The sequence below is a fragment of the Mesorhizobium sp. M7A.F.Ca.US.002.01.1.1 genome (assembly GCF_004022955.1).
Classification (GTDB): domain Bacteria; phylum Pseudomonadota; class Alphaproteobacteria; order Rhizobiales; family Rhizobiaceae; genus Mesorhizobium; species Mesorhizobium ciceri.
In genome coordinates, this window is sequence record NZ_RZQE01000587.1 from 1 (window position 1) to 3,174 (window position 3,174).

Consider the following 3,174-nt stretch of genomic DNA (forward strand, 5'->3'; position numbering starts at 1 on the left):
TGTTCCAGCGGAGTGAAACGTTGGCGCTCCCTGGAGCTCATCCGTCGCCTTCGGCGACACCTTCTCCCAGGGGAGAAGGAAGATCTCGCCCTTTGAAATCCTTGGCCAAGAGATAAAGCTCGACCGATTCATCCCGCGACGCCGGCGGCTTGACGTGATGGACCGAGCGGAAGTTCTTCTTGAGCATGGAGAGCAGTTCGTTTTCGGCGCCGCCCTGGAAGGTCTTGGCGAGGAAATGCCCGCCCGGTTTCAGGACGGAGAGCGCGAAATCGGCCGCCACCTCGCACAGATGCATGGTGCGGATATGGTCGGTCCGCTTGTGGCCGGTGGTCGGTGCCGCCATGTCGGACAGCACGATATCGGGATCCCCACCCAGCGCCTCGGCCAGCTTCTGCGGCGCCTGCGGATCGAGGAAATCCATCAGCAGCACCGGCGCGCCGGGCACGGCGTCCATTTCGAGATAATCGATGCCGATGACATGCGGCTTGTCGGCCGTCGATTTCGTCCGCGCGGCGGCGACCTGGCACCAGCCGCCGGGGGCGGCGCCGAGGTCGATCACCTTCATGCCGGGTTTCAACAGATGATGCTTGTCGTCGATCTCGATCAGTTTGTAGGCCGCGCGCGAGCGATAGCCGTCAGCCTTGGAGCGCTGGACATAGGGATCGTTGATGTGGCGCTGCAGCCAGCGGCGCGACGATTCCTTCAGCCCGCTCTTCTTCTTGATCCGCGTCTTCAGCACACGAATGCTGGCGGATCCTGGTTTTTCCGGTTTCTTGGTCATTGCTTATTTCTTCGGTTCGGGCTCACGCTCTGCCACGCCCATCGTTGCGCCAGACGCCATCATCGGCCATCAGTTCGCTTAAAATACCTTCGCGCAGGCCACGATCGGCGACTCGCAGCCGCTCGGACGGCCACACGGCGCGGATCGCTTCGAGGATAGCACAGCCGGCCAGCACCAGATCGGCGCGATCGGCACCGATGCAAGGGTTGGCGCAGCGCTGCTGGAAATCCCAGCCAACCAGTCTTTCGACCATGCGATCGACGCTGTCGCGGTCCATCCAAAGCCCGTCGACACGGCGGCGATCGTAGCGCTCGAGCTCAAGGTGGACACCGGCCAGCGTCGTCACCGTTCCCGACGTGCCCAGCAGATGAAAATTCGGGCTGGCCTTGAGATGGCTCAGCCGGTCGCGACCGTCGAAGTTGGCCAGCCGGCCGGCGACATCATCGACCATGGCGGCGAAGATCTCGCGCGTCACCGTGCGGCCGCCAAAGCGCTCGGCCAGCGAGACGACGCCGACCGGCAGCGACGTCCACGACACGATGTGATTGGCGAGCCTCGGCGAACGGCGGCCTGCGAGGTCGATGAGCGCGATTTCGGACGAGCCGCCGCCAATATCGAACAGGACGACGCCTTGAGTGTCGCGCTCGACCAGCGAGCCGCAGCCGGACACCGCCAGCCGCGCTTCGGTCTGGCGGTCGATGATCTCGAGCTTCAGGCCGGCCTCGCGCTCGACGCGGTCGATGAACTCGACGCCGTTTTCGGCCGTGCGGCAGGCCTCGGTGGCGATCAGCCGGGCTTTTCTGATCTTGCGGTTGCGCAATTTGTCGCCGCAGATTTTCAGCGCCTCGACCGCGCGGTCCATCGCCGGCTGGCCGAGCCGGCCATTGGCGGTGAGCCCCTCGCCCAGCCGGACGATGCGAGAAAAGGCGTCGATGACGCGGAACTGGCCATGCCGCGTCGGCACGGCGACCAACAGCCGGCAATTGTTGGTGCCAAGGTCAAGCGCCGCAAACACCGGAGGCTCCTGGACCGGCGGCCGACGGGCGCTCTGTTCCGGCCGTGGCACTACAGCGGCGGGCGAGACCGCCGACTCCACCGGTCTGTGGGCCTCCGCCGCCGGGGCACCGGCTTTGCCTGGCGCCGGCGATCGATTCTCCGCGGGACGCGCTTCGTCGCGCGCAAAAACCTTGCGCCCGCGCCTTCGCTTGCGCCGCTTCTTGGGCTTGCCTTTGTGGGGTGCGTCGCCCGCCTGCCCGTCCGCGGAGCGGAGCTCCGTCGGGCGGCGTTGCTGCCAGCTTGCGTTCCCCGGGCCAGCCGACCCCTGGGAAGCGCTGGACACGCCCACCTCCGGCGCGCCGGCGCCGGTGTCGTGGTCTTCCACTGTCGTTCCTTCCGGCGCCGCGCGAACCTATGATGGACGCAGCAGGCGCTTCAGTGTTTTAAGTTGCCGCCAGACTAACAGCGCCGCGCCCGATCACCAAGAGCCGCATGCCGAATTTTGCCGGCAGGCCGCTGACCGCCGTTCCGGCGCGGCCGCTCACTGCGGCAAATCTTGCCGGCCGGCGCTGCGACAAGGGTTCGCGGTTGAATAGCCGGCTTCGATGAGGCATTTCTGAAATGAGCGGAAGAATCCGGCAAAGCCGGCCTCCCACCAGCCACGAAAAGGAAGCGGACCCGCAACGCATGGCAGTCAGGCAATGAACTGGAGACGCTATTTCTGGCCGGTCGTCGGCATCGCCGCCGTGATCTTCTCGCTGCTGCTGCTCTGGCACGAATTGCGCGGCGTTTCGCTCGACGACGTCTGGGACGGTATCACGGCCATTCCGACCCGGGGTTGGGTTCTTGCCGCGCTGAGTTCGATCATCGCCTATGCCTCGCTTGCCGGCTACGACCACATCGCGCTCCTGCATATCGGCAAGCGCGTGTCGTGGCTGTTCGTCACGCTGTGCTCCTTCACCACCTATGCGCTGTCGCACAACATTGGCGGTTCGGTGTTTTCCGGCGCCGTCATCCGCTACCGCGCCTATGGTACCAGGGGCCTGACCGGACAGGATGTCGGCGTGCTGGTGGCGGTCTGCTGGATCACCTTCGTGCTGTCGACGATTTTGGCCTCGGGCCTCGTTCTGGTGTTCGAGCCTGAGATACTCGACCGGTTTTCCGGCATCGCCCATCATGGCCTGTCGGAAGCGGCCGGCATCGCGATGCTGCTGCTCGTCGCCGCCTATGTCTTCGGCAGCTGGCTGCATCTGCGCCCGCTGAAGATCGCCAGTTTTCAGCTCCACTACCCGGCGCTGCCGATCGTCGCGCGGCAACTGCTGATCGGCCCGATCGAACTGCTGGCCGCCGCCGCGATCATCTTCTTTGCCCTGCCCGCAGCCCACAATCCCGGCTAC

At 65.4% G+C, this 3,174-nt stretch carries 3 protein-coding genes; 1 reads left to right on the forward strand and 2 read right to left on the reverse strand.

What is annotated here, in order from left to right; all coding sequences use genetic code 11:
* Window positions 1-37 precede the first annotated feature (37 nt).
* Window positions 38-781, reverse strand: a complete 744-nt coding sequence (locus EN932_RS32405) for an RlmE family RNA methyltransferase (RefSeq protein ID WP_013532288.1) — start codon at window positions 779-781, stop codon at window positions 38-40.
* 22 nt (window positions 782-803) lie between these two features.
* Window positions 804-2,162, reverse strand: coding sequence for a Ppx/GppA phosphatase family protein (locus EN932_RS32410; RefSeq protein WP_128369376.1), 1,359 nt, complete (start codon window positions 2,160-2,162; stop codon window positions 804-806).
* Between the two features lie 316 nt (window positions 2,163-2,478).
* On the opposite strand from EN932_RS32410, the gene EN932_RS32415 reads away from it, so the two are divergent.
* Window positions 2,479-3,174 (forward strand): YbhN family protein (locus tag EN932_RS32415; RefSeq protein WP_164890737.1); only part of this gene is annotated, 696 nt, incomplete at its 3' end.

Excerpts from the sequence above, each read along its gene's own strand:
- EN932_RS32405 (WP_013532288.1), bottom strand. The coding sequence starts at position 781 with ATGACCAAGAAACCGGAAAAACCAGGATCCGCCAGCATTCGTGTGCTG.